This is a genomic window from Plastoroseomonas hellenica, assembly GCF_018129085.1.
In the GTDB taxonomy this organism is placed as follows: Bacteria; Pseudomonadota; Alphaproteobacteria; order Acetobacterales; family Acetobacteraceae; genus Plastoroseomonas; species Plastoroseomonas hellenica.
The window spans coordinates 1-23,085 of the sequence record NZ_JAAGBB010000059.1 but is presented as its reverse complement, the minus strand read 5'-3'; the positions used below and the strand labels follow the sequence as shown (position 1 = coordinate 23,085).

Genomic DNA, 23,085 nt, shown 5'->3' with positions numbered 1-23,085 from the left:
CCTCGATCATGCCGCCGTCATAGGGCGATCGGCGGCACCGCACCCGCGATCCAGCGGGCGATCGCGGCGGCGCGCTCATCCTGGTGCTGCTGGGCACTGACCGCGAGCGCCACCGGCATGCCGTCGACCGCCAGGATCGGCACCGTCACGACCGGGCAGCCGAGCGCCGAGCTCGCCGTGTTCATCGCCGGGTTGCCGGTGGTGTGGGTGATGCCGAGGCTGCTGCCGCCGGTGTCGCCGAGCAGCGGCGCCGGTCCGCAGGCGGCAAGCCCGATGAAGCCATCCACTTCTGCCCCCATCGCGGCGAGCGCGCGCCGCATCTCCTCCCGCTGCAGCAGCAGCGCGCGGTACTGGGCGAGAGTGACGGAGCAGCCGACCGCGAAGCGCGCCTTCAGGCTGTCGCTCAGCCCCTCGGCGTCCTTCGCCATGAGGTTCGCGACCGACCAGGCGGATTCATAGGCGCAGACATCGCGCGACAGCGCCATGGCGTCGGCGACGCGCCGCTCCAGCGCCTCCAGCAGCGGATGGTCGCCGCGGCGCAGCACCGCCACGCCTTGCGCGCGGAGCGCGGCCAGCGCCTGGTCGAAGGCCGCGATGGCGCCTGGATGCGCGACGGCCCAACCCTCGGTCTCCAGCACGGCGAGGCGGCGCGGGCGGAAGGCGGGCGGCGCATCCTCGCCGGTGAAGAAGAGGCCGGGGGCGCCGGGATCGCCGCCGACGCGCTTGGCGATCTCGACGGCGACCGCCCACATGTCCTCGGGGCAACCGGCATGCACGCCGACGGTCGACTGGCTGTAGCCCTGGCGTTCGCCGCGGTTCAGCGCGCCCTGGGTCGGCTTCAGCGCCCAGTTGGCGTTGAAGGAGGCGGGGCGCACCACGCTGCCCACCACCTGCGACCCGATCGCCGCCGGCAGCATGCGCGCTGCGATCACCGCCCCGGAGCCGGAGGAGGAGCCGCCCGGCGTGCGGCGCGGGTCCATCGGATGCCGCGTCGGCCCAGGATGGGACATGCCGAGCTCGGTCGTGACGGTCTTGCCGGTGATGACGGCGCCCGCCGCGCGCAGCGCCTGCACCAGCGCGGAGTCGCGGACCGGATGGTTGCCCTTGAACAGCGCGCTGCCCATGCCGGTCGGCATGTCGCGCGTCTCATAGAGGTCCTTGATGCCGATCGGCAGGCCGTCGATCGGCGAGAGCGCCTTGCCGGCCCTGTACCGCGCCGTGCTGGCATCCGCCGCCGCCCGCGCGCCATCCGCGTTGAGGAAGGCGAAGGCCATCACCTCCGGCTCGCGCGCCGCGATCGTCTCGAGGCAGCGCTCGAGATAGGCGCGCGGGGTGTCGCCGCCGTCCCGGAAGCGCGGCACCGCGTCGTGGAAGGTCAGCGCGCGGAAGGTCTCGGGCGCGTAGGGCGGATGGGCGGCATGGTGCATGGCTGTCCCCTTTCCATCCGATCGTCATCCCGATGCGAAGGCACGACAAGTCCATGCGCGCAACGCTATGCTGCTGGGGATGAAACTGGCAAGCTGTCGTCAAATACCGCGGCGTACTTGCGCATCATCGCTTCGATCTCTGCCGGATGGTCGCCGAAAAGCATCCGCGCATCCGGCTTGAGATCCAAGGCCAGAACCCGATCGAACAGCGCAAAGCAGAGTTCGCCGTTGTCGTGGCGGGAGCGATAGGTGATGCCATCGACCGCCGGGCCTTCGCTGTGCAGGGCGAGTGCGATCCTGCGGGATGCCGTGTAGCTCTCCGACGCACTGATACCGGCATCCGTCCCATGCCAGAGCAGGCCATCATCGTAGAGCTTGGCGAGCGTAAGAGGACGGCAGGTCTCTATCGGGGTCCACGCCCGCAGATGGACATTGGCCCTTGTCAGGATCCTGTCTTTCGTCCTCCCGTGCAGCACCGTCTCGACGAAGGCGCCATCGAGAGATGTGGCCGCGTACATGGCACGGTACTCGCCGCCACTGGCGTCGAAGCGGTTGGCCGGTGGCATGCCTAACTTCGGCCCGAACCAGATCGGTCCGTTGTCCTTATGATGGATTCGAATGAGTCGGGAGCCGGCTTCCAAGATTTCGGTCTTGATCCCATGCGGAAATGACGCCGTTGGCGGACCTGGCCGGCCGGTCAGGAACAGCGCCACACGTCATTCCTCGTCCATGCCGAGATGGGCGCGGGCGGCCAGCACGGTCTCCGTGACCTCGCCCGCTTTCAGCGCTTCGATCGGTGCCCGGTTGAGGTTGGGGTCCGGGTCGAGCAGGAACTGCAATGCGGCCCAGGCACCCGCTTGGGCTTCCTTGAACAGCTTCACCACTTTGTTGATCCCCGGCAGGATCGAAAGCCTTCCCGCACTCTCCGCGAACTGAGCCCTGGGAACGACGATCTCGCTTCCCGACATCATCCCCAGCGCGCCGCCGGATGCGATGCGCTTGTGCAGAGCCTGCCGGCTGACGCCCATACGGCCGGCCGCCTCCGTCAGCGACAGCGTGCCACCGGCCCGAACCAAGAGCGCGTCCCGAACAGTGGCGAAACGGGCACCATCTTCCACATCCGCGCGCCTGGAGCCTGCTGACACCGCGAGCGGCGCATCCGCAAGAACCGCCGCCGCCTCGAATTGCTGCCGGACGAGGTCCATATGCCGAGCTAGTTCCTCATAGGCACGCCTGCGGTCCCAACTAGCCAGCGCGAGCAGTTTCGGGCCCGCCGGAGTCAGCTCCGACAACATTCTGAAGGCCTCGAATTCGGCCGCCATCCCCGGACCCTGGACCGGGTGTTCGCTGAAGATCGTCAGGATACGCCGCAAGCGCGTGCCAGAGGCTTTCACCACAAGAGTATACAAGCCGTCATCGCGAGACCGTCGATTGGACGTCCCTGGTGCGAGGACCCGCACGCCGTCGCCGGCATGGGCGGCCGTCAGGAAGGCTGCCGCCCCTTCGATCTGACGCACGAACTGGGTCACACCCTTAACGCCATGGGCCTCGAAGGTACTCTCAATCTCAAACACGTCGCTCATCGTGCACTCCGACGGCCACCACTATGGTCATAGTGGGGTTGATAGAGGCGACTATCAACCCTCGCCGTCAACCCTTTCGTCGGAGGATACTGAACGGCCAGGGATTGCCACGGCCACGGGGGCCGGGTCGATCTCCTCCTGCTCCAGATGCGCCGCGCCCTCCTCCGCCAGGAACTTCCCCAAGGACGCCACCTCCGAAGCACTGGATAGGGCCGCGAGGGCCGGCTCCGGTGGTGCCCGCGTGCCGAAGCGTCTGGCCAGATCCGGTGTCATCAGATGGAGCCGCAATCCTGGCGCGGCCTGCCGCGCGATATGGTCTGCGATCTTCACGCCACCAGCATCGATATCGCCCCAATGCCAGGCCTGGACACCGAAGACCTCCACCAGTCGACGGATCATCTGCAGGACGACACGCGACGGGAAGCCGCCGGAATAGACGACGATCTCGGCGTCACCACGCGCCTCGTGCACATGCCGATTGAACGAGGCAAAATTCTCGATGATGAGCAGGCTGGCCATGGCACCCGCCAAGTCAACGCCATTCACGTCTTCCGGCGCGATCCCGCAATATGCGAGACGGGACATGTCCGCTCCGCGAACTTGCACCGGCCCCGCGACCAGGACAGGGTGCGCGCATTTCACGAGACCCACCGCCGCCAGCAGTTCCTCTCCGGACAGTTCCGGCGGCACTCTTCCCTTGGTCTTCATCCAGGCGACCAGCGGCCCACGCTGCCTTTCGATCAGCTTGCTGTCGCCTGTTGCCTTGCGGGAGAAGGTCCTGAGATCGTGCCGATCCAGCGGGTCTCGCCGCAGCACGGCATCCAAGGCAACCAGGAAGGCCCTCGCCGCCTTAAGCTCGGGCGGCACTCCGAAAGGCTTTCGCTGCAACACCCAGCCGGCCTGCAGGGCGTTCAACGCATCAACCGTCTCCGGATCAAGATCAGGCAATTGCATCTGGAGTTCGTCCACAAGCGACGCCGCGATCCGGTCGGACGGCATTCTGCCCAGAAAGCGCCGGAGACTCGCGCTGTCGGCGAGCGTCACTCTCTGGATGAGATGCCGCAGCTCCCGCTTGCCACGCTGCACCTCGACTGCGCCTGCGCGCCGCGCATCTTCGAGGATTTGCCCGAATGCCTCCCGGGCGGCAGCGTCGGCGAAGCTTTCCGGTGGTGAGGCAGCAGGGAGGCGCTTTCGATCCGGACTCTGCTCCAATCGATCCAGCAGGAGATGGAGAAGTGCTCGCGCTACCTCGGCCGACATTGGCGTCCTACTCCGCCGCGGCGGATCGGCCGACGTCGGTCTCTGCCGTCCTCGGCGGCTGAACGACAGTCCGGAAGCCTTCCACACCTCTATGTTCTGGATTCTGCGCGCGCATCTCCTGTCGTGCGCGCGGCCCGATATGCTCGCTGTCGACATACACGACGTCGGTATTCGGATTGCGGGCGATGGTGATGACGGTATCGACGCTTTCAAGGAAAGTCGGGCGGCTTGCCTCCGGTGCCGCCACAACGACCTGCAGCCCCAGGCTGCGAAACAGGTCGAGCAATGCCTGGGTGTTCTTCACATCAAGCTTGTTGAAGGCCTCATCGAATGCCACAAGGCCCATACCGCTATTATCATCAATTTTGCCGCCAGGAAAATAAACTGAGGTCATCGATGCCGCGATAGCGACGTAATATGGCGCCTGCCGCTGGCCGCCAGACAGCAAGCCCAGGATCTTCGAGAAGTCACGAGGTTCGTCAGCGCCGCTCTGAATCTGGAGTTCGAACTCGAAGTAGTTGCGATAGTCCTCGATCTGGCGGGTGTCTTCCTGATCACCGACGATCAGCTCGATCTGCTCGAACGCCTTGCGGCCTTCGGCTGTCACAGCATTACTCTGCAAGCTGAGGAAATCGATCTGCGGATTGGCGGCGACTTGGCGAGCTAGATCGTAGAGTGGCTTGAGACGGTCGTTCTGACGCCGGTAGAAGGAATAGCGTTGCCCGACGAAGGTATGGCCGGACAGGCGACGATTGAGCATATCGATCTGCACGCGGACGGTCTCGAACCGCTCGGCCAGCTTGGCGAGCAGGTCTTCCTTGAGCATTCGCTCCATCTCATCGCGCGCCTCTTCGACCCGCTTCCTATGGGGAAGCAGCTCGTTATCCTCGATGCGGCGCACCCGGGCATCGATCCAGTAGAGCTTGTCGGCATCCTCCGCCTCTGCGGGCAGTGGGTTCTGGCCGATCCACTTCAGCAGGAAATCCTCCCATCCATGGCCAGCCTCCCGCAGGGCTCGCGGCAGCAATTCCTTTTCCCTGCGTAGACTTTCTTGGGCCACCCGCTGCAGGGCTTTCAGCCCCTCCAACTCGCGCCCTTGCCACTCGATTCCCAGCTGATTCTCGGTCCGCTCGCGAACGGCGATAATCGTCTCTCTCACATCGGCGACCAGGATGAGGCGCTGCGCCTGCTCGCTCTGTTGGGCAGCAGCCAGGCTCGCTTCGATCTGCGTCAGCTCCGCACTCCGCTGTTGCTTCTGTTGGATCCTCTCGCCGATCTTCGTGATCTGGCCGTAAGCCTCCTGAGCCAGACGCCGCGCTTCGATCATCTCGGTTTTCATTTCCTCGATGAAGCGCTGGCGTTCGTGAATCCCCGCCAGGATCCCGGTGGGATCGCTCCGGGATAACTCGGTGATGTCTCGCTGCAACTGGAGGACGCGAAGGCGGGCATCCTCCAGCTCGCGCGCATCCTGTTCCAGCGCCTCCGGCTCCGATGCATCGGCAATTTGCGCGAGCAGCTGCAGCCCACCGGAAAGCAGTCGGTGGCGTTCTTCCAGTGCGGCGATGGCATCGTGGATCTCCGTCCACCGCGCCCGCGCCCTTTCGAGCGCTGCCATTTGGGCGGTCCTGCCGAGAATCGGGGGACGATCGCGATGCACCCGGAGCGCCATTCCCGATGATGTCCTGCCGTTCTTCATGACACCGCTGTCGAGCCGCTCCAGATCGAAGGGGTTCTCGGCCCGGATATAGCGGCCTGCATGAAAATGGATGAAGGCGCGCGCATCCGGATCATCCACGCTGGCCACTTCCGCAATGGAGCCGGCAGGCAACGATCGCGCCGGCACACCGCGTGTCTTCCGAGTGTTCACCAGACGGCAGCTGTCGAAACGCTGCCGATTGCGGAACAGAATGTCGAAGGCCTCGTTCAACTGGTCCTGTGGGACGATCAGGGCCTCTCGATAGGCGCCGAGCAGGGCTTCCAGGGCGAAGGCCCATTCCGGCTCGGAGACCTCGACGAGATCAGGGAGGAGAATGGGCTGCAAACCCCTCCGCATGAGTTCGGCGCGAAACTCGAGCGTCTGCTGCGATAGCAAAGGGCCGCCCTGCTCCGCGGCCGCGAGTTGAACCTCCAGGCTCGTGGCTTCCTTCCGTAAGTCGGAAAGATCCGAAGCGGCCGCGGAGAGCTGCGCTACGAGACTCTGCTCCGCCCGAACGACATCGCGCACACGCCCGGCGAGCACCCTGAGCTCCGCCCCTTCCACAGCCCAGTCCACGGCCCCACCCTTGGCGGTTTGGGCGGCGAGCGTTACCGCCGTCTCGACGGCACTACGCGCATAGCCGGGGAGATACTCCCGTAGCCGCGCCAACTGAACCGCTCGCGCATAGCGGTGGACCGCGTTGGTGAGCGTTGCAGACAGGGCCTGCAGGCGGCCCCGCTCGCCACGAAGCTCGCCTTCGAGTGCCTCGTGCCGAACCGTGTCATCAGATGCGCGGGCAAGGGCGGCGTCCCGTTGATTCAGATCGACCTGGCGTTGAATGCTGTCCTCGAAGCCTTCCGCCTCTGCTTGATGACGTGCCCGCTTCTCCTCGAAGGCGGCTTGCACCGAAGTATCGGATGTGATCTCGCGTTCCAGCAGCAAACGTTCAGCATAGGCGGCAAGAAAGTCTTGCGTATCGCCCCCGATCTTGTGGCGTGCCCAATTGGCGAAGCGCGCGCGCACGCCTTTGGCGGCGGCGAGCATGCTTTCCAATCGCTCCACTTCCTTCTGCAGTTCGCGCCAGGTCATGATGGATTCGCGAACGCGTTCCACCTTGAGCGGACTTGCTTCCAGAACGAAGCGACGGACGAAGTCGGTCGGGTCCCTGATCTCCCTGGCCGCCAGCGCATTCGAGAAGGCACGCAGAAAGCTCCGGGGATTGGGTGGTACGCGCGGCCGCATCGCCGTGAGATATTCCGAGACGAAGCCCTGGCTGTTGGAGTGGAAGGTGAGCGCTTTGCCGAAGCGCGCCTTCATGCGGGCCAGCAACTGGTCATGCGTCGGCATGAACTCCTGGCCGCCTACATCACGCTCAAGGAACTCGTCGATAGAGAAACCATGACCGCGGATGACAAAGCGCTGCCTGGTTTCTTCGCTTGTCCCCTCGTCAGCGTCGGCGGATAGCAGTACGCCAATTGTGACCCGGTGCATTGCCGCAGGATCGTGCAAGGTCAGGGCGAGCGTGGTTTCCGGCTTCCGCCGCCGAGGCCGACCTTCATCGACATCGATCACACAGCCAAGGCAGTAGCCGTGGACGCGTCGATCGCGCGCTTCGCCGGCCGCGGAATTCAGATGGATGACGTTGCGGTTGTTGCCGCTCATGACCGTCTGGATGGCATCGATGAGCGCGCTCTTGCCGGCGCCGGTCTGGCCGATGAGGGCGGTGGCCCCGCGAACCTCGATATCCAGCCCTTCGAACAGATACCAATTGTGGAGACTGAGCCGTTCCAGCCAATACATGCTTCAGACCTCGTCCTCGATGTCATCCCCATCACTACCCTCTGGCTCGTCCGCCATTCGTGATGACGTCGCCGAGAAGTCCGGGGCCGCATTCTCTCGTTCACGATGGCCCGCGATGAAATCGAAGATCTCACCCTTCTCCTCTGCACCGGCCTCGATCCAGGCAGTCAACGCGCGCGCAAAGGCATCCGTGCAGACCAGGCGCACGCCCGGCAGCACGGCGATCGGGCGCACCCGCTCGGCACTGTCGCGATCGCCGATGCGCACGAGACCGCGTCGACGGAATTCCATCAGGATCTCGGTAAGTCTGCCTTCACCCGGCGGCTCTGATCGGGTGGCATGGCGGATCAGATCATGCAGCTCATCGGTTGTGGCTTCGACGCGGCCGCTCTCGGTCATCTGCCCCGCTTTGAAGCCCTCTTCGAGCATCAGACGCAGTGCGAGCAGGACCAGCGTCTTGTCCTTCGGCATGCGTGTCTCCCGCCACGCATAGGCATTGTCGCCAGGCATGAGCGCGATCATGCCCTCGCGCGGCACCGAAATCAGACGATGGCCCATGGCACTGAAGTAGCGTTCAAAAAACGGGAACCGACTGCGCAGCAAGGCGAAGGACTTCCCGATTCCCCGCGTATCCTCATAGATGCATTGATGGAACATCAGCGCCTGAATGGCCGTCTCGATGTCCTCCTTCGGAACGCCTTGCCCCCGATCGGGCTCCAGCAGGTCCCGGACCTCCTCGAGTTCAGGCAAGGGCATCCTCCTTACTCCGGCGACGGATGCGGAAGGCCGGGCAGGTGATCCATTCGTTCTCGAAGATCGCGTCCGGTAGGGTATCGACCATGTACTCACCCGCCAAGGCCCCGCCTTCAAGCCAGGGAAGTACACGCAGGCGCTCGAAGACGGCAAAGTCGTCCAGTGTCTGCAAGGGCAGATCCTCGGCCGCAGTCACGCGATCTCCGATCACCGCACGTTCCAGATACCGGCGGATCTGGATCGAAGAGATGGCCATGCGCCCCCTGTAGTCGCGAAGCGCAGCCTGGAAGGCCAGAAAGGCTGGATCCGGCTGCGGTCGGCGGACGGGCATCCGCTCCGGCGGCGAACGGCGACGTGCACTTTGATAGAGGTGATTCGGCCCGGTCGGGACAGTTTCGGGCATGAAGGGAAGCGAGGCCGTCGGCACGTCTTGCCCCTCGTGTTTCCCGAGTGCCTCCAGTGCAGCTACGACCGCCTCAGTATTGGCATCCATGATCCGCTCCATGTGACGGACCGTATTGCGCACACGACGTTCGACACGGCGGTTAGTGTCCTCAATCAGATCGAGATGCTCGTCCAGCGCTTCGAAGACTTTGACGACCTGCTGAAGCTCCACGGTGATGATCATCCGCCCTTCGGCCCGATCGGGAGCACGGCCTTCCAGCACATAGGCGTCTGCTAGATCATCCAACGTCAAAGGATCAGCCAAGATCGCTTCGGCTTCTTCGATGATCCTGACACGGAACCGGAAGGGATTCGTTTGCGTGTGCAGACGCTTGTAGTCCTCGATCAAATGATTCTGGACGAAATCATCGAAGAAGCGGCGGAACAGCGGTGCAAGCTCCGTCTGACTGGCGATCTCCTGCTCGATGCGGCGCATGGCGCCGGAGACCGAACGGAGATGATGCAGGAAGGAGCGGGCTGACTTTGCGGCATTGCGGATGGATTCGGAACGCTCCGCAGGCTTGCTTCTGGCCGCCTCGATCATCGTCAGGACCAGCAGCACCTCGCCGCCGTAGGATCGGGTTCGGCCTTTGCGGATGTCGATGAGCAATTCGAGCAACAGGCGCCCGTGGCCATCCAGATCCAGAAGCCGCCGATAGCGGTCGCGATGCTCCACGAGCCAGCCAGTGGCGACCAATCGGCGATATGCCACCTGCGCCCGCTGTTCCGATGTCGCTGCCGCTCCAATGGCTTCGCCGGCGTCCGCTTCGATCTCGACGCCACGGCCGCGGCGCTCGATGAATTCGGCGATGGAGGCTATCGCCTCACGCTGGGTAACCGCTGCCGCGGCCACGGCGAACAACTCATCGTTCAGGTGCTCGAGAAGCTCCGCATAGAACCAACGGGCGGCCCCCGAGAGGAGACGGAACAGGTCCGGCGGAAGATGGCCAAAAAGGTGACCGCATCCAGCCGGGCCGCTACCCTGCGATGATTCAGTCTCTGACATCGACGGTTGCGATTGAGCATGCAACATGCTTCAGTATCCTAATACCCTCTCACCCATTATCACTACTAGTTAACAAATTTGAATACCTATTCTCGATGCGTCCGTGAAAGAGTGGTCCTTTTACACCTTACAAAAATTAACCTGCTGATTATGCAGCATGTTTGGTCGCCTATATTTATTGGAGGGCGCGTCTCGGTGAGATGACAGGCGCATGCCCTAATCTTTCCCATGTCACATCCCCATATCCTTTCGCCCCGGCAAAGGTCGTCGACCGATGCATGCGATCCTGTCCCGGTGCCGATTGGCGCCGCCCCGCCTGGCCCGCTGGTTGCTGGCGGGCGCGTTGCTGAACCCCGCCGCCTGCGCGCCGGCACAGGACGGTGTCGCTGCGGCGACGCCCGTCGCACCCGCCCCCGCCGCGTCGGCGCCGCCCCTCCTCGACCCGGCCGAGGTCGCGGCGGAAGCCACGCGCCTCCGCGCCGCCCTGGCACGTGCGGTGCCGCAGGGCCGCCCGTCACCCGAGCGCGACCAGGCATGGATCGCGCTGGCGCAGGCAGTGCTGGCCAATGGCGGCACGGCCATCGACCGGCCGCAGCTCATCATCGCTGTGGATCGCAACCCGGCGGTGCAGCAACTCGCGATCCTGCTCGCGCGCCCGGACGGGGCGTGGGAGGTGATCGGCGGCAGCCGCGTCTCGACCGGGCAGGCCGGGCGGCGCCACTACTACATCACGCCGACCGGCATCTTCCCGCACACGGATGCGATCCTCGACTGGCGCGCCGAGGGCACCTTCAACGAGAACCGCATCCGCGGCCTCGGCACCCGCGGCATGCGGGTCTGGGATTTCGGCTGGGTGATGGCGCGCAAGGGCTGGCGCAGCGATGGCGAGGAAGGCGAGATCCGCCTGCTGCTGCACGCGACCGATCCGGATGCGCTGGAGCAGCGGCTCGGCCGCACCGCCTCGCAGGGCTGCGTGCGCGTGCCCTCGGCGATGAACCGCTTCCTCGACCTCCACGGCGTGCTCGACATCGATCATGAACGCGCGGCCGCCGATGATCCGCGCTTCCGCGCCCTGCTGCGCCCGGACCGCACGCCGACGCCGCTCGCCGGCCGGCTGATGGTGGTGTTCGACAGCGCGGCGGCGGCCGCGCCGTCACCATCGTCCTGACGGCGCGCCCTTCAGCCCTTGCGAATGTTGTGGAAGGCCGGATGGCCCTGCAGCACGCCGGTGATCGAATTGTGGAAGGCAGTGTGCTGCACGAACTGGCCGAGCGGCACATAGGTCACGAAGCGCCAGACCTCCTCCTGGATCTCCCGGCAGAGGCGCTGCTGCTCGGCGAGATCGGGTGCCTCGAACCAGGCGTTGCGCAATGCCTCGAGCCGCGGGTTCTCCGGCCAGCCGCTCCAGCTCGCCTGACCATTGCCGCGGATCGGCAGGTGGCCGGCGGGGTTCAGGAAATCCTGGCCGGACCAGGTGCCGCAGAAGGCGCTCCAGCCGCCCTGCGCCACCGGGCCGCGGTTCAGGCGGCGAGTGACGGCGGCACCCCAATCCGTCATGACCAGATCGACATTGAGGCCGCAGCGCTTCATCGTATCCGCGACCACCTCGGTCACCGCATTGATCGCGGGTATGTCGCTGGCGCCGATCAGCACCACGCGTTCGCCGTTGTAGCCGGCGGCCGCGATCTCCCGCCTGGTACGACCGGGATCGCGGGGCGCGGTCAGCACCTCAAGCCCGGCATCGCTCGCCATCGGGCTCAGCGGGCTGAAGACGCCCAGCCGAGCGTTGAACAGCGAGGGTTCGTCGCCGACCACCGCATTCATGCAGGCGGTCTGGTCGATCGCGTGCAGCAGCGCGCGACGGATCTCCGGCTTGTCGAAGGGCGGGTGGAGGAAGTTGAAGCGCAAGGTCGCAGCGGAGCCCGCGGGATCGAGCACGCGCAGCGTCAGGCTGCGCTGGCGCCTGAGCATCGGCACCAGGTCGACGGTCGGGTTCTCCCACCAGTCGATCTCACCGCGCCGAAGCGCCGATGCGGCGGTGGCGGAATCCGGCATGGTCATCCATTCGACGCGGTCGAGATGCACATGCTTCGGGCCCGCGGTGAATTCCGTCACGCCGTCCGGACGTGGAACATAGCCCGCGAACTTCTCGTAGACATTGCGGGAGCCCGGCACCCGTTCGTCGGCCAGGAAGCGGAAAGGGCCGCTGCCGATCATCTCGCTGATCGGGCGGCCCGGCTCGCTCTCCGCCAGCCGCGCCGGCATCACCACCGGGCAGAACACCGCGACCTTCGACAGCGCATTGGGCAGCAGCGGGAAAGGCCGCTTCAGGCGGAACAGGATGTGGCGGTCGTCGGGGGCGGAGAGCTCATCCGTCGCCGCCATCAGCGCCTGACCGAAGGCGTCGATCCGGCCCCAGCGGCGGATGCTGGCGACCGCATCCCGTGCCAGCACCGCTTCCCCGTCATGGAAGCGGAGCCCATCCCGGAGCGTCAGCGTCCAGCGCCTGCCGTCATCCTCCACCACATGGCCGGCGACCATCTGCGGCTGCGGGGCATAGCTGTTGTCCTGGCCGTAGAGCGTGTCGAAGACCATCAGCGCGTGGTTGCGCGTGACATAGGCGGCGGTGAGCGTCGGATCGAGGATCGCGAGGTCCGAACCCGGCGCGTAGCGCAGCACGCGGCTGCCCTGCGCGCGCCCGATGGCCGGCATCGCCGCGATGCCCACCGCTGCCCCCAGCACTGTCCTTCGCCGCATCGTCACCCCTCCCCCGCGTTACAGAACGCCGTGCACCAGCTTTCCTTCGAAGACCGTCGCCAGCACCCGCGTCTCCGCCACCGCCATCGGGTCGATCGCACCGAGGTCGCGATCGAGCAGGATGAGGTCGGCGGAGAGCCCCGGCGCCAGCGCCCCGGTACGGTCGCCGAAGCGCATCGCGCGCGCCGGGTTGCGCGTCAGCAGCGGCAGCGCCTGGTCCAGCGTCAGCGCCTGGTCGGGCCGGTGCGCACCGGGGAAGCGGCCGTGCGGGTCGCGCCGCGTCAGCAGCCCGGCGAGGGCTTCCCAGGGATCGAGCTCCGCCGTCACGGTCATCCAATCGGAGCCCACAGCGACATCGGCGCCGGCGGCGAGGATGTCGCGGATCGCCCAGGTCCGGGCATAGCGGGCCGCGCCGACCACGCGTTCATGCGTCAGGCTCGCGGCGTTCGGGTACCAGAGCGGCGGGTTCATGTCGGCCAGCACGTTCAGCGCGCGAAGGCGGGGGATATCCTCCTCCAGGATGAACTGGCCATGCGCGATCTGGTGCTGCGGCCCGCCGGCATTGCGGGCACGCACATCCGCGACCGCGTCCAGCACGGTGCGCACGGCGCGGTCGCCGATCGCATGCACCTTCACGCCCATCCCCTCCGCGTCGAAATCCGCGATCGCGTCGGCGAGGCCGGCGCGGTCGAGCGCCATCGCGACCGGCGGCTCCTCGGGCGCCGCCGCATAGGGCTCGAACATCGCGGCGGTGCGGAGCGACGGCACGCCGTCCAGGAAGATCTTGGCGAAATCCGCGATCATGTGGGGACCGCAGAGGGCGCGACGGGTCGCGCGCAGCACCCGCGCCTCGGCCGTATCGAAGCCCGAGGCGCTCGGGTGCAGGGCGAGGTTGAAGCCGGCCCAGGCGGTGAGGCCGCCGGCATCCTCCAGCGCGCGGAAGGTCTTCAGCATCGGGAGCGTCGCGCTGGCATCGCAGAAGCCGGTGATGCCGAGCCCGTTGAGGAGGTGCTGCGCCTCCCGCGCCACCGCCAGCAGCTCCGCCTCGGTCAGCGCCGGGATGGCGTCGCGGAGCGGCCAGGCGGCGGCCTCGTGCAGCAGGCCGGTCGGTCGGCCGGCGGCGTCGCGCACGATATGGCCGTCCGGCGGATCCGGCGTTGCGGCATCGATGCCGGCAAGATCGAGCGCCCGGGAGTTGGCGAAGCGGCTGTGGCCGCTGACATGCATCAGCGCGGCCGGCCGGCCGTTGCTGACCGCATCCAGCGCGGTGAGCGCCCCCGGCGCTGCCATCCCCGCCAGCGCCGCGGCGCCATAGGGACCGGCGACCACCCAGTCGCGCCGCCCGGGCTGCCGCGCCGCCGCGGCCACCTTTTCCAGCACCGCCCCGAAATCATCGGCCGGGGCGAGCGGTGTCGCGTAGAGCCGCGTCGTCATGCCGCCGAGCAGGTGCAGATGGAAGTCGATGATCCCCGGCATCGCCATGCGGCCGCCGAGCGCCACCTGCCGCGTGCCGGCCCCGACCAGCCCTTCGAGATCCGCGCGGCTGCCGAGGCCCATGATGCGGCCGCCGCCGATCGCGATCGCCTCCGCCAGCGGCCGCGCCGGATCCATGGTCCGGATCACGCCGCCATGCAGCAGGAGTTCGGCGGGCGCGCTCATGAACGGAGCCAGGCGAGGGTTTCGTCGAGGCCGGTCGCGACCGCGGCGAGGATCGTGTCGATCTCCGCCTCGCTGATCGTGAGCGGCGGGGAAAAGAGCAGGCCGTCGTCGCGCCCGCGCAGCAGCACCCCGCGTTTCTGGATGCAGGCGGCGAGATAGCCCGGCACCTTGCGCGCCGCCGGGAAGGAGGCGCGCGTGTCCTTGTCGGCGACCAGCTCCAGCGCCGCCATCAGCCCGACGCCGCGGACCTCCCCGACCAGCGGATGATCGGCCAGTGCGCGCAGCCCGTCCTGCAGGCGTGGCGCCACGCGGCGGACATGGCTGACGATGTCGCGTTCCCGGTAGATCGCGAGCGTCTCCAGCGCGACCGCTGCACCGACCGGATGCCCGCCATAGGTGAAGCCGTGCGAGAAATTGCCGAGCTTGTCGCTCTCCGCCCGCATCGCCTCATAGACCGCCTCGGAGACCAGGGTCGCGGAGATTGGGAAGTAGGCGGCCGAGAGCGCCTTGGCGCAGGTCAGCATGTCCGGCCGGATGCCGAAGGCCTCGCTTCCCCACATCGCGCCCGTGCGGCCGAAGCCGCAGATCACCTCGTCGGCGATCATCAGGATCCCGTGCCGGCGCAGCACGTCCTGCACGCGTGGGAAATACTCTGCCGGCGGCACCACGACGCCGCCGGTGCCCATCACCGGCTCCGCGATGAAGGCGCCGATGGTCGCGGCGCCCTCGGCCTCGATCAGCGCCTCCAGCTCCTGCACGAGGCGATCGGTGAAACCCGCCTCGGTCTCGCCGGGCCTGCCCTCGCGGTAGAAATGCGGGCAGGTGGCGTGCAGCACGCCGGGGAGCGGCAGGTTGAAATCCTGGTGCATGTTCGGCAGCCCGGTCAGGCTCGCCGCGGCGATGGTGGTGCCGTGGTAGCCGCGGCGGCGCGCGATGATCTTGCGCTTCTCCGGCCGCCCGATCGCGTGGTGGTAGTACCAGACGAGCTTCATCGCGGTGTCGTTCGCCTCCGACCCCGAACAGGCGAAGAGCGCCTTGGCCATGCTCTCCCCAGCCCGCGGGCCGGGCGCCATGGCGGTGAGCTCGGTCGCCAAGTCGATCACCGGGTCGGTCGAGCGGTGCGCGAAGGTCTGCATGTAGGGCAGGCGCTGCATCTGGCGCGTCGCGGCATCCACCAGGCGCTGCTCGCTGAAGCCGAGCGAGGCGCACCACATGCCGGCCATGCCCTCGATCAGCCGGTTGCCCTCGGCATCGATGATCGTGCAGCCATCGCCGCGGTCGATCAGCAGCGGCCCCTCGCTCTCGTGCAGGCGGAGATTGGTCTGCGGATGGACATGGTGCGCGATGTCGCGCGCATAGGGGGAGTTGAGATCGGGCGACATCGGGCCATGCACCTGCCGGAACCGTTGATGGGGTCAACGATGCGGCCGGCCTGGAGCTGTCGTCAAATGTGAAATGGCGATTTCTATGTTGATAATATAGCGACGCCTTGGCAAGCTGCCGGCATGAAGACCGCCCGCAAGGCCATCCATCTGCTGCGCCAGTTCACCCGTGCGGAACCCGAGCTCGGCGTCAGCGAGCTGGCGCGGCGGCTCGGCATGGACCGCGCCGGCGTGCACCGCCTGCTGCGCGCCCTGCTGGAGGAGCGCTTCGTGGAGCAGGATCCGGGGACGCGGCTCTACCGGCTCGGCCTCGGCGTGCTCGACGTCGCGGCGGTGCGGATCAGCCAGCACGGGCTGCTCACCATCGCGCCCCCGCATCTGGAGCGGCTGCGCGACGCGGTGGGGGAAACGGTGGCACTGCTGGTCGCCGACGGGCAGGAAGCGGTCTGCCTCGCGGTGGTCGAGAGCCGCCAGGCGGTGCGGGTCGGCTACGACATCGGGGAGCGGATGCCGCTGCATGCCTCGGCCGGCGGCCAGGCCCTGCTCGCGCATTTCGCGGAAGCCGATCGCCGCGCGGTCTATGCCGCCGGGCTCGCGCGCTATACGCCGCGCACCCTGACCGATCCGGAGGCGCTGGAGGCCCATCTGGCCCGTATCCGGCAAGACGGCGCGGGCTCCGCCGAGGACAGCTACTACGAGGGGATCGTCAGCGCCGCGGCGCCAGTCATGGACCCGAAGCAGCGCCTGGCCGGCGCGGTCAGCATCGCGGCCCCCATGCCGCGGCGCGACGCGAAGGATCTGCCCGCGCTCGCCGCTGCCGCGCGCCGCACCGCGGACGCGATCGCGGCCGATTGGGCGGGGCTGGCGAGTGGCGCGCAGCGGCTCGCGACCAAGCCAGGGCCCTGACGGCGGGCGAAAATAACGGCACCCGGCGCTCGCGATTCCTGCTTCCATGCGGCCAATGAGGGAGGGGAGCGAAGCATGCGCCTGACGCGTCGCGTTGGCCTGGGGCTGCTCGCCGGCCTGCCAGCCACCACCCGCACCTACGCCCAGAGCCGCGCCTGGCCGAGCCGCAGCATCCGCTGCATCGTGCCGAGTGCGGCCGGCGGCTACGACACCTATGCCCGCATCATGGCGCCGCGCCTGTCGGAGCTGCTGGGCCAGCCGGTCGTGGTCGACAACCGCCCCGGCGCCAACGGCAATATCGGCATGCAGGAGGTGCAGCGGAGCCCGGCCGATGGCCACACCATCCTGTTCGGGCATATCGGCGCCATCACCATCAACACCGCGATCTACCGTGCCATGCCGCTCGATCCCGTGGCGGATCTCGCCGCGGTCGCGGTCGCCGTCACCTCGCCGCTCGTCTGGGTCGTGAACCCCGCGACGCCGTTCCGGACGATGCCGGGGCTGGTCGCGCAGGTGCGCGCGGAGCCCGACCGCTGGCGCTACGCGCTGCCAAGCTCGGGCAGCATCAACCACCTGGTCGTCGAGGACTTCAAGCGGCGCCACGGGCTCGATCTGCCGGCGGTGCCCTATCGCGGCACGCCGCAGGCGCAGATGGATGTCGTCGCCGGCCAGGTGCCGATCATGCTGGACAGCCTCGGCGCCGGATATGGCCATATCGCCGGCGGCCGCTTCCGCGCGCTAGCGGTGACCTCCCGCGAAGCCTCGGCGCGCCTGCCGGAGGTGCCGACGATGCTCGAGCTCGGCCTCGATCAGCGCGAATACGTCGCCTGGTACGCCTTCATGGCGCCCAAGGCGACGCCGCCCGAGGTGATCCGCCGACTGAACGAGGTGGTGAACCAGATCCTGGAGGAAGCGCCGATCCAGGCGCGGCTGCGCGACCTCGGCGCCGCGCCGCGCGCTTCGACGCCGGAGGAGAGCCTCGCCTTCATGCGTGCCGAGCAGCGGGAGTTCGGCGCCATCGCGCGCGCCGGCAATATCCAGGTCGAATAGCGCCCTGGAAGGCCGGCGGCGCGATGGCCGATGCTCAGGCCACGTAGCCGCCCGGGCGCGTCCAATAGGCGTCGACGTCGTCGTACCAGGTGCCGTGGCGGCCATACCAGTCGGACGACGGCTCGTAATTCGGCGCGCCTTCGATCTGCGCCTTGGTCATCCCGACGACATAGCCGTCAAGCCCGGTGTCGTATTTGAGCTGCTCCCAGGGCACCGGATAGTGGTTGTTGCCGATGCCGAGGAAGCCGCCAAAGGAGAGCACCGCATAGGCGACCACGCCATCGGTCTTGCCGATCATCACGCTATGGATGGAGCCGATGCGCTCCCCATTCGCGTCATAGACAGCAGTCCCTTCGACCTTGTCGGACGAGATCAGGCTGGTGGTTTCGTGACGCGGCACATCGCCGCTGCGATCGGGGAATTCCGCTCTGCCGCTCATGGTTTGTCTCCCTGCTTGGCGCATCAAGAATGCGCGTCCGAATGAACGTGCGATGCGCGGCGGCGTTTCCGGGCGAGGAGCTTGGCCTGAGGATTTTCAGCAACGGGCTGATGGTACGGAACCATGCGCAGCGATGCGAGTTTGCCACGCATGAACATAACCGTGCTCCATCACCCGGACGCTGGTGAAGGCGAGTGGCCGGCGGGCCGCCTGCAGGCCCACCTCGCTGCCGCCGGCGTGCACGGCCGCTACTGCACGGCCGGGGACGAGGGCGCCGAGGCTATCGTCCGCCGTGCCCAAGGCGTCCTGCTCGTCGCCGGCGGCGACGGCACGGTTGCCCGCGCCGCGGTGCTGCTGGACCGCGCGCTGGTACGGCTCGCGATCATGCCGACCGGCGGGGCCAACAACATCGCGCGCTCCCTTGGCGCCTATGTTCCGCCCGAACGGATCGCCAGCGTCATCGGCAGCAGCACGAGCGCCAGCCTGCCCGTCGGGGAGATGCGTGCGCCAGGGTGCAGCGCCTGCTTCGTGGAAGCGGTCGGGATAGGCGCCCTGACGCGGTCCATGCAGGCCGACATGCACGGGCTGCCGCGCTCACGCAAGCGGTCGGTCGGGCGTGATGCCCTGCGCGATGCGCTGCTCCGGGCCGAGCCTTGCCGCGCCGCCATCACGCTCGACGGCGCGGAGCTCGAGGAGCCGTCCCTCGCCTTCGAGTTCATGAACATCACCCAGATTGGCCCCGGATTGCGCCTGGCCAGCCCCGCGGCTGCCGACGGCAGGCTGGCGGCGGTCTGGCTGCCGGTGGCGGCGCGCGACGCCATGCTCGACTGGATCGCGCAGCCGCATGCGTCGCGGGCGCCGGTCAGGGAGGCGCGCGTCAGCCGAATCCGCGTCCGGTTGAACGGCGAGCCGCTCCGCCTCGACGACGAGGTGCAAACCGACGCCGGCGACCAGGTGGAACTGGCACTGCAGGAAGACGTCATCCGTGTTCTCGTCCCGGAGGTGAACCATGAGTCCGACAGCCGCGCCTGACATGCCCCCTGCCCTGCTCCTTGAGTTGGAGGAGACCGCCTTGGAGCTGGCCCGGCTGGCGGGCACGGAGATCGTCAATGCGCTCGGGCGGTCGCTGACCATCCGCTACAAGACCTTCGACGACGCCGAGGACTCGCCCCTCTATCGCGACCCGGTGTCGGAAGTGGACCAGAAGGCCGAGCACCTCATTCGCGAACGCCTCGCGGAGCGCTTCGGACACCATGGCATCCTGGGGGAAGAGCTCGAGGACAGCCCGGTCGGCCGCGACGGGCTGCTCTGGGCGATCGACCCCATCGACGGCACCACGAACTTCGTCAACGGCTTCCCGCTCTTCGCCTCCTCGATCGGCGTCCTCAGCCATGGCCGGCCGGTTGCCGGCGCCGTCTGGTGTTCCACGAGCCACGCGCTGCGCCCGGGCGTCTATCACGCGCATGCCGGCGGACCGCTCAACTTCGATGGCGAAAAGCTGCTCGCCCGGCCCAATCCGGCGGTGCGCCGCCGCCTGGCCGGCATGCCGCATGCGCCGATGAGCCGGAGCCAGAGCTGGGATTCGCGCAAGACCGGCTCGGCCGCCATCGAATGCGCCTTCGTGGCGGCGGGGCTGCTACAGGTCGCCGGCTTCGTGCGCCCGAACATCTGGGATGTCGCAGCGGGGCTCGTCCTGGTTTCCGCCTCGGGGGGCAGCATCTACGCCAAGACCCAGGAGGAGTGGGCGCGGTTCGACGGCTTCGGGACGACGCCGGCACGGTCCTGGCGGGAAAGCCTCGTCATCGGCGACGATGAATCGGCCGGCGCCTATTACCGCGCCTTCTGAGCGCGCCCCGTGGCGGACAGCGACGCTGTTGCGAGGCCCTCAAGAGACCTGGTGCCCCGGGTTCGCCGCCAAGTGCGGTGAACCCGGGGCAAGAGGCTAGCGCGGCGTGGTCTGGCTGGGCGGCTGCGTGGTGTCGCGCTGCGCCGGGCTGCCGGTCGTGGGCGCGCCGCCAGGCGTGGTGTTCGAGGTGGTCGGGGGCTGGGTCGTGCCGAGGCCCTGCTGCGTCGGCGCGACGCCGGGGACGTTCGGGTTCGGAACCGGCGCGGTGGTGCCGGTCTGGCTCTGCGTCGGCGCGTCGCGCGGCGCGACGTTCGGCGGCGCGGCCTGCTGTGCCGCGGCACCGCCGGCGATCAGGACGGCGCCGAAAGCGGCCGCGGCGGCGATGCGTCTGGATGCGAATGCCATGTGATCCTCCCTTTGGACCGACAGCTTCTCGGATGCTGGGTCGCCTGCAAAACGCTGCCGATGCGGTGTCGGTTGCGATGGCTCGCCTTGGCCTTCCCGTAGGCACGCGTGAGGAACCGGCCGGTATGCGCCCGCGTTCAGTAAGGCCTCGCAACCGGTCGCCGCCATGCCCGCCAGCCCGTCCTCCTCCGTGGTTGATCCTCGTGCCGCCGCGGAGGAGGCGGATCTGATCCACGTCTCCGACGCTGAGCCGGGCATTTCCCGAAGGCGATCCGGAACCGGCTTCAGCTATCGCCTGCCGAGCGGCGCGCCGCTGCGCGACGCGGCGACGCTCAAGCGCATCCGGGCCCTGGCCGTGCCGCCGGCCTGGACCGCGGTCTGGATCTGTCCCAGACCCAACGGCCATATCCAGGCCACCGGCCGCGACCAGCGTGGCCGCAAGCAATATCGCTATCACCCGCGCTGGCGCGAGTTCCGCGACGCCGCGAAATACGAGCACATGGTCGAATTCGCGCACGTCCTGCCGGGCATCCGCGCGCGCGTCGCGGCGGACATGGCCCTGCCCGGACTGCCGCGCGCGAAGGTGCTGGCCACGATCGTGCACCTGCTCGAGACCACCCTCATCCGCGTCGGCAATGACGATTACGCGAAGCAGAACCGGAGCTACGGCCTGACGACGCTGCGCGCCCGGCATGTCGCCGTCGATGGGGCGGAGCTGCGCTTCACCTTCAAAGGCAAGGGCGGCAAGGCCTGGCAGCTCCGCCTGAACAATCGCCGCGTCGCCAGGATCATCCGCTCATGCCAGGAGCTGCCCGGGCAGGAGCTGTTCCAGTACCGCGACGCGGATGGCACGCTGAACGGCGTCTCCTCCACCGACGTGAATGCCTATCTCCGCGAGATTTCCGGACGCGATGTCACCGCCAAGGACTTCCGGACCTGGGCCGGCACGGTCCTCGCGGCGCTGGCGCTGGATGAATTCCAGCGCTTCGACAGCGCGGCCGGCGCGAAGCGCAACATCAAGGCCGCGATCGAGCAGGTCGCCGCGCGGCTCGGCAATACGCCCACCATCTGCCGCAAGTGCTACGTGCATCCGGCGATCCTTGAGACCTATCTCGACGGCGGCCTGGCGCTGGAGATGGAGGCGCGCACCCAGACGCGGCTGAGCGAGGAGATGAAGACGCTGCAGCCCGAGGAAGCGGCGGTGCTGGCCCTGCTGCTCGAGAGGTTGCGCCGGGAGCGAGCCGGCCCGTGACACGCGGTCGAGCCGGCGCTGGAGCCGAAGGGGCTCGGGATGATGACGGCTGCTGATCTCGGCTGGCTGGCTTTCGCGATGCTGGTTCCCGCCGCCGGCGTGCTGGGCCTTGGCGCGATCATCCTGGGTGCGATCGAGCGCCGCGGCCGGCTGGTGTTTGCCGGGCTGCTCCTCTGTTCCCTCTGCACCGGCGCGGTCGCCGCGTTGCTGGTCTACACGGTCGCCCTGGATCACCTGGGCGGCCAGGGCTGAGGATGCGCGTCAGACCGGCGGCGGGTTGCGTTCCGCGAAGCCGGCCTGGTGCCAATAGGGATAGGCGCGCGTGGTGACGCTCGCGGCATCGAGCTTCGCGACCTGCTCCGGCGTCAGGTTCCAGCCGACGGCGCCGAGGTTCTGGCGAAGCTGGTCCTCGTTCCTGGCGCCGATGACGACGGTCGCGACGGTCGGGCGCTGCAGCAGCCAGTTCAGCGCGATCTGCGGGATGCTTTTGCCGGTCTCGGCCGCCACTTCATCCAGCGCGTCCACCACCCTGTAGAGCAGCTCCTCCGGCACCGGCGGCCCGAAATCGGCGGTCTCGTGCAGCCGGCTCTGCGCCGGCAGCGGCTGGCCGCGGCGGAGCTTGCCGGTCAGCCGCCCCCAGCCGAGCGGGCTCCAGACCACGGTCCCGACGCCCTGGTCGATGCCGAGCGGCATCAGCTCCCACTCGAAGTCACGCCCGACCAGCGAGTAGTAGGCCTGGTGCGCGACATAGCGCGGGAAGCCGTGGCGATCGGCGACGCCGAGCGCCTTCATCAGGTGCCAGCCCGAATAGTTGGAGACGCCGATATAGCGGATCTTCCCCTGGCGGATGAGCTGGTCAAGGGTCTGGAGCACCTCCTCCGGCGGGGTTTGCGCGTCGTAGCCATGGAGCTGGAAGAGGTCGATGTGATCGGTGTGCAGGCGCGTCAGCGCCGCCTCCACCGCGCGGATCAGCGCGAAGCGGCTGCTGCCGACATCGTTCGGGCCTTCGCCGTTGCGGAAGGTCGCCTTGGTCGAGATCAGCAGCTTGTCGCGCCGGCCCTTGATCGCCTCCCCCAGCACGCTCTCCGCCGCGCCGCCGGAGTAGATGTCGGCGGTGTCGAACAGGGTGAGCCCGGCATCGAGGCAGATGTCGATGAGGCGGCGGGCTTCCTCCACCTGGGTCGCGCCCCAGGGCGCGAGGCGCCCGACGCCGCCGAAGGTGCCGGTGCCGAAGCTGAGCGCGGGCACCTTGAAGCCCGAAGCGCCGAGGCGGCGATATTCCATGGCGAAGCCTCCTCCTTGGGATGACGGCCTGATGCCTGCGCGCGCCGCGCCGTCCAGACCCAGCGCGGCTCAGCGTCTTCCCCGATTGCGCGCCGCCGCGGCCGGGCGGCGCGGGGCCGCCGTGGCGCGCGCGGCG

Annotated in this window: 20 protein-coding genes; 7 read left to right on the top strand and 13 right to left on the bottom strand. The window is 67.9% G+C overall.

What is annotated here, in order from left to right:
- Positions 1-17 precede the first annotated feature (17 nt).
- The 7 genes from GXW71_RS29435 to GXW71_RS29405 form a co-directional block, all read right to left on the bottom strand.
- On the bottom strand, positions 18-1,427 hold the full coding sequence (locus GXW71_RS29435) for an amidase (RefSeq protein ID WP_211856289.1): 1,410 nt from the start codon (positions 1,425-1,427) through the stop codon (positions 18-20).
- A gap of 65 nt (positions 1,428-1,492) precedes the next feature.
- On the bottom strand, positions 1,493-2,140 hold the full coding sequence (locus GXW71_RS29430) for an RES family NAD+ phosphorylase (RefSeq protein WP_211856288.1): 648 nt from the start codon (positions 2,138-2,140) through the stop codon (positions 1,493-1,495).
- 3 nt (positions 2,141-2,143) lie between these two features.
- Positions 2,144-3,010 (bottom strand): hypothetical protein, encoded by an 867-nt coding sequence (locus tag GXW71_RS29425; RefSeq protein WP_211856287.1) that lies wholly within the window; start codon positions 3,008-3,010, stop codon positions 2,144-2,146.
- Positions 3,011-3,064: 54 nt separating this feature from the next.
- Positions 3,065-4,270, bottom strand: coding sequence for a Wadjet anti-phage system protein JetD domain-containing protein (locus GXW71_RS29420; protein ID WP_211856286.1), 1,206 nt, complete (start codon positions 4,268-4,270; stop codon positions 3,065-3,067).
- A 7-nt stretch (positions 4,271-4,277) separates the two neighbouring features.
- A complete protein-coding gene (locus tag GXW71_RS29415) occupies positions 4,278-7,766 on the bottom strand; it encodes an SbcC/MukB-like Walker B domain-containing protein (protein ID WP_211856285.1) in 3,489 nt (1,162 codons plus the stop codon).
- A gap of 3 nt (positions 7,767-7,769) precedes the next feature.
- Positions 7,770-8,516, bottom strand: a complete 747-nt coding sequence (locus GXW71_RS29410; protein ID WP_211856284.1) for a DUF4194 domain-containing protein — start codon at positions 8,514-8,516, stop codon at positions 7,770-7,772.
- Positions 8,509-9,996, bottom strand: a complete 1,488-nt coding sequence (locus GXW71_RS29405; RefSeq protein ID WP_211856283.1) for a Wadjet anti-phage system protein JetA family protein — start codon at positions 9,994-9,996, stop codon at positions 8,509-8,511. Before GXW71_RS29405 ends, GXW71_RS29410 begins: the two co-directional genes overlap by 8 nt.
- Positions 9,997-10,243: 247 nt before the next feature.
- On the opposite strand from GXW71_RS29405, the gene GXW71_RS29400 reads away from it, so the two are divergent.
- The gene (locus GXW71_RS29400) at positions 10,244-11,137 is read left to right on the top strand and encodes a L,D-transpeptidase (protein ID WP_246527002.1); all 894 of its coding nucleotides are present in this window, start codon (positions 10,244-10,246) and stop codon (positions 11,135-11,137) included.
- Between the two features lie 11 nt (positions 11,138-11,148).
- On the opposite strand, the gene GXW71_RS29395 is transcribed toward GXW71_RS29400, so the two are convergent.
- From GXW71_RS29395 to GXW71_RS29385, 3 genes are read right to left on the bottom strand one after another with little or no spacing between them, the layout of a single operon-like run.
- Positions 11,149-12,726 (bottom strand): ABC transporter substrate-binding protein, encoded by a 1,578-nt coding sequence (locus GXW71_RS29395; protein ID WP_211856282.1) that lies wholly within the window; start codon positions 12,724-12,726, stop codon positions 11,149-11,151.
- A gap of 18 nt (positions 12,727-12,744) precedes the next feature.
- Positions 12,745-14,385 (bottom strand): amidohydrolase, encoded by a 1,641-nt coding sequence (locus GXW71_RS29390; RefSeq protein ID WP_211856281.1) that lies wholly within the window; start codon positions 14,383-14,385, stop codon positions 12,745-12,747.
- Complete coding sequence (locus GXW71_RS29385; protein WP_211856280.1) at positions 14,382-15,767, bottom strand: aminotransferase; 1,386 nt, start codon at positions 15,765-15,767, stop codon at positions 14,382-14,384. The genes GXW71_RS29390 and GXW71_RS29385 overlap by 4 nt, the downstream gene beginning before the upstream one ends.
- A 123-nt stretch (positions 15,768-15,890) precedes the next feature.
- On the opposite strand from GXW71_RS29385, the gene GXW71_RS29380 reads away from it, so the two are divergent.
- Both GXW71_RS29380 and GXW71_RS29375 read left to right on the top strand, forming a co-directional pair.
- The gene (locus GXW71_RS29380) at positions 15,891-16,673 is read left to right on the top strand and encodes an IclR family transcriptional regulator (protein WP_211856279.1); all 783 of its coding nucleotides are present in this window, start codon (positions 15,891-15,893) and stop codon (positions 16,671-16,673) included.
- Between the two features lie 75 nt (positions 16,674-16,748).
- On the top strand, positions 16,749-17,723 hold the full coding sequence (locus GXW71_RS29375; RefSeq protein WP_211856278.1) for a Bug family tripartite tricarboxylate transporter substrate binding protein: 975 nt from the start codon (positions 16,749-16,751) through the stop codon (positions 17,721-17,723).
- Between the two features lie 34 nt (positions 17,724-17,757).
- On the opposite strand, the gene GXW71_RS29370 is transcribed toward GXW71_RS29375, so the two are convergent.
- Entirely contained in the window at positions 17,758-18,162 is a 405-nt protein-coding gene (locus GXW71_RS29370) for a PRC-barrel domain-containing protein (RefSeq protein ID WP_211856277.1), read from the bottom strand.
- Between the two features lie 123 nt (positions 18,163-18,285).
- On the opposite strand from GXW71_RS29370, the gene GXW71_RS29365 reads away from it, so the two are divergent.
- Complete coding sequence (locus GXW71_RS29365) at positions 18,286-19,194, top strand: diacylglycerol/lipid kinase family protein (RefSeq protein WP_211856276.1); 909 nt, start codon at positions 18,286-18,288, stop codon at positions 19,192-19,194.
- Positions 19,172-20,008, top strand: a complete 837-nt coding sequence (locus tag GXW71_RS29360; RefSeq protein ID WP_246527001.1) for an inositol monophosphatase family protein — start codon at positions 19,172-19,174, stop codon at positions 20,006-20,008. The genes GXW71_RS29365 and GXW71_RS29360 overlap by 23 nt, the downstream gene beginning before the upstream one ends.
- Before the next feature lie 96 nt (positions 20,009-20,104).
- Here GXW71_RS29360 and GXW71_RS29355 read toward each other — a convergent pair whose 3' ends face one another.
- A complete protein-coding gene (locus GXW71_RS29355) occupies positions 20,105-20,413 on the bottom strand; it encodes a hypothetical protein (RefSeq protein WP_211856275.1) in 309 nt (102 codons plus the stop codon).
- Positions 20,414-20,579: 166 nt separating this feature from the next.
- On the opposite strand from GXW71_RS29355, the gene GXW71_RS29350 reads away from it, so the two are divergent.
- Together GXW71_RS29350 and GXW71_RS29345 are read left to right on the top strand one after the other, a co-directional pair.
- On the top strand, positions 20,580-21,665 hold the full coding sequence (locus tag GXW71_RS29350; protein ID WP_211856274.1) for a DNA topoisomerase IB: 1,086 nt from the start codon (positions 20,580-20,582) through the stop codon (positions 21,663-21,665).
- A 39-nt stretch (positions 21,666-21,704) separates the two neighbouring features.
- Positions 21,705-21,917 carry a hypothetical protein gene (locus GXW71_RS29345; RefSeq protein ID WP_211856273.1) on the top strand — a complete coding sequence of 71 codons (213 nt, stop codon included), beginning with the start codon at positions 21,705-21,707 and terminating at the stop codon, positions 21,915-21,917.
- Between the two features lie 9 nt (positions 21,918-21,926).
- Here the strand turns inward: GXW71_RS29345 and GXW71_RS29340 are convergent, their stop codons facing one another.
- Complete coding sequence (locus tag GXW71_RS29340) at positions 21,927-22,949, bottom strand: aldo/keto reductase (RefSeq protein WP_211856272.1); 1,023 nt, start codon at positions 22,947-22,949, stop codon at positions 21,927-21,929.
- Between the last annotated feature and the right edge of the window lie 136 nt (positions 22,950-23,085).

Excerpts from the sequence above, each read along its gene's own strand:
- GXW71_RS29385 (WP_211856280.1), bottom strand. The coding sequence starts at position 15,767 with ATGTCGCCCGATCTCAACTCCCCCTATGCGCGCGACATCGCGCACCAT.
- GXW71_RS29400 (WP_246527002.1), top strand. The coding sequence starts at position 10,244 with ATGCATGCGATCCTGTCCCGGTGCCGATTGGCGCCGCCCCGCCTGGCC.
- GXW71_RS29415 (WP_211856285.1), bottom strand. The coding sequence starts at position 7,766 with ATGTATTGGCTGGAACGGCTCAGTCTCCACAATTGGTATCTGTTCGAA.
- GXW71_RS29350 (WP_211856274.1), top strand. The coding sequence starts at position 20,580 with ATGCCCGCCAGCCCGTCCTCCTCCGTGGTTGATCCTCGTGCCGCCGCG.
- GXW71_RS29360 (WP_246527001.1), top strand. The coding sequence starts at position 19,172 with ATGAGTCCGACAGCCGCGCCTGACATGCCCCCTGCCCTGCTCCTTGAG.
- GXW71_RS29405 (WP_211856283.1), bottom strand. The coding sequence starts at position 9,996 with ATGTTGCATGCTCAATCGCAACCGTCGATGTCAGAGACTGAATCATCG.
- GXW71_RS29380 (WP_211856279.1), top strand. The coding sequence starts at position 15,891 with ATGAAGACCGCCCGCAAGGCCATCCATCTGCTGCGCCAGTTCACCCGT.
- GXW71_RS29390 (WP_211856281.1), bottom strand. The coding sequence starts at position 14,385 with ATGAGCGCGCCCGCCGAACTCCTGCTGCATGGCGGCGTGATCCGGACC.
- GXW71_RS29340 (WP_211856272.1), bottom strand. The coding sequence starts at position 22,949 with ATGGAATATCGCCGCCTCGGCGCTTCGGGCTTCAAGGTGCCCGCGCTC.
- GXW71_RS29375 (WP_211856278.1), top strand. The coding sequence starts at position 16,749 with ATGCGCCTGACGCGTCGCGTTGGCCTGGGGCTGCTCGCCGGCCTGCCA.
- GXW71_RS29425 (WP_211856287.1), bottom strand. The coding sequence starts at position 3,010 with ATGAGCGACGTGTTTGAGATTGAGAGTACCTTCGAGGCCCATGGCGTT.
- GXW71_RS29355 (WP_211856275.1), bottom strand. The coding sequence starts at position 20,413 with ATGGCATTCGCATCCAGACGCATCGCCGCCGCGGCCGCTTTCGGCGCC.
- GXW71_RS29370 (WP_211856277.1), bottom strand. The coding sequence starts at position 18,162 with ATGAGCGGCAGAGCGGAATTCCCCGATCGCAGCGGCGATGTGCCGCGT.
- GXW71_RS29395 (WP_211856282.1), bottom strand. The coding sequence starts at position 12,726 with ATGCGGCGAAGGACAGTGCTGGGGGCAGCGGTGGGCATCGCGGCGATG.
- GXW71_RS29345 (WP_211856273.1), top strand. The coding sequence starts at position 21,705 with ATGATGACGGCTGCTGATCTCGGCTGGCTGGCTTTCGCGATGCTGGTT.
- GXW71_RS29420 (WP_211856286.1), bottom strand. The coding sequence starts at position 4,270 with ATGTCGGCCGAGGTAGCGCGAGCACTTCTCCATCTCCTGCTGGATCGA.
- GXW71_RS29365 (WP_211856276.1), top strand. The coding sequence starts at position 18,286 with ATGCGCAGCGATGCGAGTTTGCCACGCATGAACATAACCGTGCTCCAT.
- GXW71_RS29435 (WP_211856289.1), bottom strand. The coding sequence starts at position 1,427 with ATGCACCATGCCGCCCATCCGCCCTACGCGCCCGAGACCTTCCGCGCG.